At 63.4% G+C, this 5,554-nt stretch carries 5 protein-coding genes; 3 read left to right on the top strand and 2 right to left on the bottom strand.

The window, feature by feature from the left end; translation table 11 throughout:
• On the top strand, positions 1-132 hold a 132-nt coding region (locus ABD831_RS22145; RefSeq protein ID WP_344952285.1), incomplete at its 5' end, for an integrase core domain-containing protein.
• A 1,376-nt stretch (positions 133-1,508) separates the two neighbouring features.
• On the opposite strand, the gene ABD831_RS22150 is transcribed toward ABD831_RS22145, so the two are convergent.
• Both ABD831_RS22150 and ABD831_RS22155 read right to left on the bottom strand, forming a co-directional pair.
• Positions 1,509-1,910: a hypothetical protein gene (locus ABD831_RS22150; protein WP_344952276.1), complete on the bottom strand. Its 402-nt coding sequence runs from the start codon at positions 1,908-1,910 to the stop codon at positions 1,509-1,511.
• Positions 1,911-2,575: 665 nt separating this feature from the next.
• Positions 2,576-2,965 carry a hypothetical protein gene (locus ABD831_RS22155; RefSeq protein WP_344952278.1) on the bottom strand — a complete coding sequence of 130 codons (390 nt, stop codon included), beginning with the start codon at positions 2,963-2,965 and terminating at the stop codon, positions 2,576-2,578.
• Between the two features lie 791 nt (positions 2,966-3,756).
• On the opposite strand from ABD831_RS22155, the gene ABD831_RS22160 reads away from it, so the two are divergent.
• The gene (locus ABD831_RS22160; protein WP_344952281.1) at positions 3,757-4,041 is read left to right on the top strand and encodes an ASCH domain-containing protein; all 285 of its coding nucleotides are present in this window, start codon (positions 3,757-3,759) and stop codon (positions 4,039-4,041) included.
• Positions 4,042-5,015: 974 nt separating this feature from the next.
• Positions 5,016-5,554 (top strand): alpha/beta fold hydrolase (locus tag ABD831_RS22165; RefSeq protein ID WP_344952283.1); only part of this gene is annotated, 539 nt, incomplete at its 3' end.

Consider the following 5,554-nt stretch of genomic DNA (forward strand, 5'->3'; position numbering starts at 1 on the left):
GCCTCCGAAGAGGAACGACGAGCTGCTCTGCGAGCATGGCTCCACGAGTACAACCACCACCGACCCCACACCGCGTGCGGGAACAAGCCACCCATCACCCGCTTAACCAACCTGTCGGGTCAGTACACCTAGACGAGCGGTCGTAGACCGCGGGACTCGGATTCGTTGGCGGCCCACTTCAGCACCCCGGATGAGCTGGTAACGAAGCATGTTGCTGTATGCGGACCAGAACGGACTGCTTGGCTCAGCATGATCGCCGTTACTTGGTCCATGCGACCGTTCGTAACGGATAAAGCAAAATACGAGATCTTCGACGCTCGCCCCCACCACCACCTTGTGGTGACTCAGTGGAAGAACAGCGGGCGTGATGGCTTGCAGTTGGGCGATTCCGTCGACGACGTTGGGGCGTCCGAGTCGCCGTGCCCCCTTTGCCTCCAGCACCCAATAGCCGTCTCCGACGTGCCGTGGGGGAGCCCACAGGTCCGGGCGCTTGCCAGGCGCAAACCAATCTGAAGTGGCACCCGCAGGGGCGGCGTCCTCGGCGTGGATCGTCCATGGAAGCCCGATCAGGTGACGGGAAACCCATTGCGTCATCGTCATCCCGAGGCGGTAACTCATGACGCCTTTCGCGCTTCGTTCCGCTCCGTGGCTGTAGACGGGCGAGGGCCGCAGGCTAAGCGGTGTCTGCGAGCCGTCGTGATGCAAGTAAGCCGTTAAGGGCGTGATGCGGGAGAGCAGCTCATTTGATGCCAGTTCCGGGAACGCTGCGAGCCAGATGCTCGGGTCTCGTCCGACGTCCATAGCCGCATCGAGGATTTGTCGCCACGTAGTGTGAACGTCATAGAAGCCGCCCGAAGGAGGCCAGGTGTTTGGCCACGGATCATGCTTTTTCTCAACCTCATAGGGTCGCGGCCTGGTGAACGGGCGCGAGAACCCTTCTTCCACCTGAACTGGCACTCGGACCGAGTCTGGGGGCGTCGGCACGTGCGATCCGGTCACCGTCGGCTCCTTCGATTGGGGCTGATTTGCGCCGCCCACGAGGACGGTGCCCAGGGGTGGGGTCAACTAGGTGAGTCCTACCACGAAGGATCCGGTTGGCCGTAGTACCTTGTCCGTTTCGCGGTGTAGAGCGCCACACGAGAGCGCGCTATTCACGTCACGCCTGAGGCTAGACGTATCTGGCTATGAATTGGAGTGCTCAGTTCGTCAGGCTTAGGGCACGCAATCGGCAGGAGCAATGGCAGCTTGGGATCCGCGGCGGCCACGTCGGTTGGCACGGCGACCCACGGGCGGAGGAGCGGCGCCGGAGAAAAACGGCGCCCGGATCGCGTCGGTAAGACGCAGGTGGATGACCAACCGAACCTTTCGCTTGCGGCTGCACAACATCAAGCCCGCGAGCCCGGACGGCCTGGCGTCTGGGTGCTCGCGGAAGTCAACCTCTACGGCTCAATCACGCGGACAAGAACTCCGCGCAGATCACGCGTGGCGGCGCTCTTTGCCATGCTTTGTCAATTGTTTGGTTGAAGCGGCGAAGGACAGTCCGGTGGGGCTTGGTTCCAAGGGGCCATCAGGGCGCCCACCCGTGCATCCGCGAACCAGGATGCAACGTCATCAATAGCGCTCCCACGCTCTTCATCCAAGGTGAAGCCAATTGATTGCCCGGGGCTCAAAACGATCCCGTCAGTGCGTGGTAGTCCGTCGCTGCGCTGGTTGTCAAAGGTGCCCGCCGTCACCATTTCCAGGATGTTTCCGGCGCTATCGAGGGCGAGGAGCGAGGGTGGGTCGTCGGCAAACAAGTAGACGTCGCCGGACGTGGTGTTCTTCAAGACACCGCGAGCGGTGACATGCCGGTACGTTTCCCGGGCGGACGGTCCGACCTTGATGCTGGACTTTGGGATCTCAACGGTCATGGTCCCCGTGGGACATTCAAGAGAGTCTGGGATGGGTCTCGGTGGCAGGCTCTGCACCGTCGCAGTTGGAGGTGCTGGTGGACGTGCAGGTACGCGTGCAGATGTCACGGCATGAGGAGAAGTTATGGCAGGTCGGGGAGACCGCTGCGCGTTCACGTTTGGTTGGGTCGACGGGCTGACCGATGGGGGTAGCTGGCTCTGGGTATGAGACTCAGTCGTGACCGCGACGCTCTCGGCTGCGGTGGGAACTGCCGCAACGTTATCCGCCGCCGCAGAACGGGAGCCAAGCCACCAGACTCCGTAGAACAAGAGGAGTAGGCCAAGGACCGCGGCAAGGCAAATAGCCATCAGTCGTCTGCTCGACATCTGGCGCCACATCCTTTCTGGACTTGGACAATATGGCACAAGGCAAAGGCCAGAATCACGCGGTTCGTGGATCCCTAGAGCGTCCCGCGCGCTCGCCCGTGCCGGTGCTGTGGCTCCCACCCGTACCGGTCAGCGTGAGTAGCGAGCGTCGCCGACAGGGTGCCCGCAGCGCCATCATGGGTGGTCCGTCACCCAGGGGAAACCGTCTAGCGCAACCCCCAGACACCATGGTCGTCAAAAGCGGCTGACCAGAGTCCCGGCAAGAGGACGCTCGGCATCGCCAAGCGGCCCTCACCGAGTCATGCGTTCTGGAGAGCCAACGCTGCGACGACGCCCAAGATGGTGACGATAACGGCCAGTCCCGCGGTGGCGTGGCCGAGACGTTCGCGCGCACTGGCCTTCTTCTTGATCTGCATGGCGATGGCCGGCAGCGCGATCAGGAACGCGGGAAACAACATGCACACGCCGACGAGCTGACCGACGTTTCCAGACGGCCTGAGTCCTCCAGCCACCACGGAGAGCGTGATGATCTCGCCCGCCACCAGCAGAGCCAGAACCCACGAGTGGGTCACCCGGTCTCGGGCGCCATCACGCTTACCCGGGCGCAACTTGTCCTCGAGGACAAGCGCTAGGAAGAGCACCGGGATGATCTGGGCCGATACCTCGAAGAACGACGCATTGAAGGTCACCGCCTCAGGCTCCCAGCCGCCACCGACAGCGCCGCCCCGCCCGGCTCTTGCACCTGAAGCAGCTCGAGAAACGCCCTCGGATGAAGTCCGCAGGCCGCGCTGAACGCGGCGGTTAGACGCGCCCCCGCGGCCTCGTCGACCAATCAAAGAAGGACATCGAGGCGTCAACTATCCCGCCAGGATTCTCGCCCGCGCCGCGAGGTCTGTTGCATCAAGGCGGACAATATGAAGACCAGGCCGAAGCCCGCTAGCCCGTATCCAGCGTAGGCGCGAGAGTCGTACATCGAAGCGGTGTCTGCGGCGAGCGACGCAGCTACGCCATCGGCCGCAATGCGGTCGGCGCGAGCTGCATCATCCTCAGGGATAGGTCTCTCAAGCACGGTGTCTATGTCCTCTTGAGATAGAGGAGTGAAGGGTCCCAGCCGCCCTTCGGGACCATAGCCTGCCGCGATCGAGGCATCCCACGAATAGACCATCGCGACTGCTGCGTGTCGTGAGACTTCAAACGCCGCGCGGTCAACCTGCTGAAGCCCGGAGACGATACTGGGGGCCCCGATTACGACGGCCAGCATCACTCGCCAATATGTCCGCAGGGTCCTGAAGCGGCTTGATCCTTCAATCCTGGCCGCGTGACGCGTGGCCGCGCCTCCGACTTCTTGCGGGCCTCTCATTTCGTCCTTTCTAGCTTCGCTGGGTGACATGACGGACCTTAGCGAATCGGGCGAGCGCGCCCGTTGGCGGCGGAAGGGGCTACCTCGACGCGCGCCTGGAGGCGGACCTAGCGTGTTGGGATGCTCTTCAGCCGAGACCTCCGCGAGCGCGTTGCAGGCGGCGAGGTCACGGTCTCAATCAGGCTCTGGAGCAGGCCGCAGGTCAAGGAGGGATGCCGCTACCGGACGGCCGGCGTCGTCATCGAGATCGATTCCATCGAGGTGTTGCCTTTCTCGGCCGTGACCGACGACGACGTTGCCGCATCAGGCGAGGCCGATCGCGAGTCTCTTCGGGACAGGGCGGCCCACGCCGGGCCGATCGGCGACAACACCCTTGTCCACCGAGTCGAGTTCCACGTGGTGTAGCTACAGGCGGCGGTATGACGCGAACCCGGCTAGTGCATAGCTAAGGGCTGCTTCGGGTCGGCGTCGTCGAATTCGTGAACTTTGCAAGCGCGAGCGCGACTTCGTCTGGGGCCGGTCGCGGATAGGCCTCGTCAAACCACCCAATCTATGCGGCTTGATGCGCGTTCAATCGGCGCGATTGAGAGCTAATCCCCGGAGGGTAATCTCGGGCTTGGACGGGGCGCAGGGTGAGGTTAGACTGGGCAAGCAACGTTGGTTGAGGATCCCAGCAGTTTTCATGCAAACTGAAAACGCGATGATGGGCGTCCTATGGCTGCTTGGCCTCAGTGTTCTACGCCTCCTAAGTGAAAGACCAATCCGCTTCAAGAAAAAGGAGACGCGCATGACAGGTACAAAGCAGTCAGTGGAAGGAAAAGCAAGTAGTCCAAGGAAGTTCTCACAGTATGTAATGGAGACAATTTGGGCGTATGGCATCACGGTAACAGCGGCCTGCTGGGCATCCTGAGCCAACGTTGCGCCTAGGCTCAATAGGGCTGGCTGGATCTGGCGAGTCAAATTGCGGAATCTGCCGGGTCCGCTGATCTTCCCTCTCATGTCCCTCACGAAAATCCAAATCACTGCGCAGCGAAGCGTCAGGGCGCCAATACATCGACCCCACCGCCAGTTTCAATCGGCTGGGGGGCGGATGACGCGTTCCACAGACGGGCATGAAGTTTGTCCGACTGTGACGCCTGCGTCATCTCGGTGTATCTCTCTTTGCCCCCAGTTCACGGGGCGTGGGCCGCGCGTGGGTGCCCCGGCACACGGCGATGTGACGCAGCGCGGAGGGTCTGGCTCATGTTCCGCCCGCGCGCCCGGGACGGCTCCGGCCGGTCCGGCCCAAGCGGTGGGCTACGGCTCGACGCCAGCGGTCCTCACCATGGGCGCGCCTGCCTTCAACAACGCGGGGATCCGCGTGAGATAGCGTCGCTGGGATGACGCTCAATCACATTCGTCGTGGACGCGGCCGGCCGCTGTTGCTCGTGCACGGTCTGGGCGCGGGATGGCGGTCGTGGGCCCCGATCATCGAGCAACTTGCGGAGCGCCGGGAGGTCATTGCTGTCGACCTGCCGGGATTTGGTGACACGCCGCCGTTGACGGGTGAGGTCTCGATCGCGTCCCTGACCGACTCCGTCGCGGACTTTATCCGTGAACAGGGTTTGGAGGGGGTCGCGACTGCTGGCCAGTCGATGGGCGGACGGATTGTGCTTGAACTCGCCCGGCGGGGAGTCGGTGGCGACACCGTGGCGTTGGACCCGGGCGGTTTCTGGAGCGATCGCGAGCTCGTCGTGTTCGGCGCCACGCTGCGGCCGTCGATTGCTTTGGTCCGAGCGTTGCGCGGCACGGTGCCCTCGCTGCTGGGCACGCCCGCGGGGCGGACGTTGCTGCTGGCACAGTTGTCGGCGCGACCATGGGCGCTCTCGCGTGAGACCTGCCTGCCCGACGTGGCCGGCCTGGCCGACGCCCCGTCGAC

Origin of the sequence: Terrabacter ginsenosidimutans, from assembly GCF_039539425.1 — a bacterium.
In the GTDB taxonomy this organism is placed as follows: domain Bacteria; phylum Actinomycetota; class Actinomycetes; order Actinomycetales; family Dermatophilaceae; genus Terrabacter; species Terrabacter ginsenosidimutans.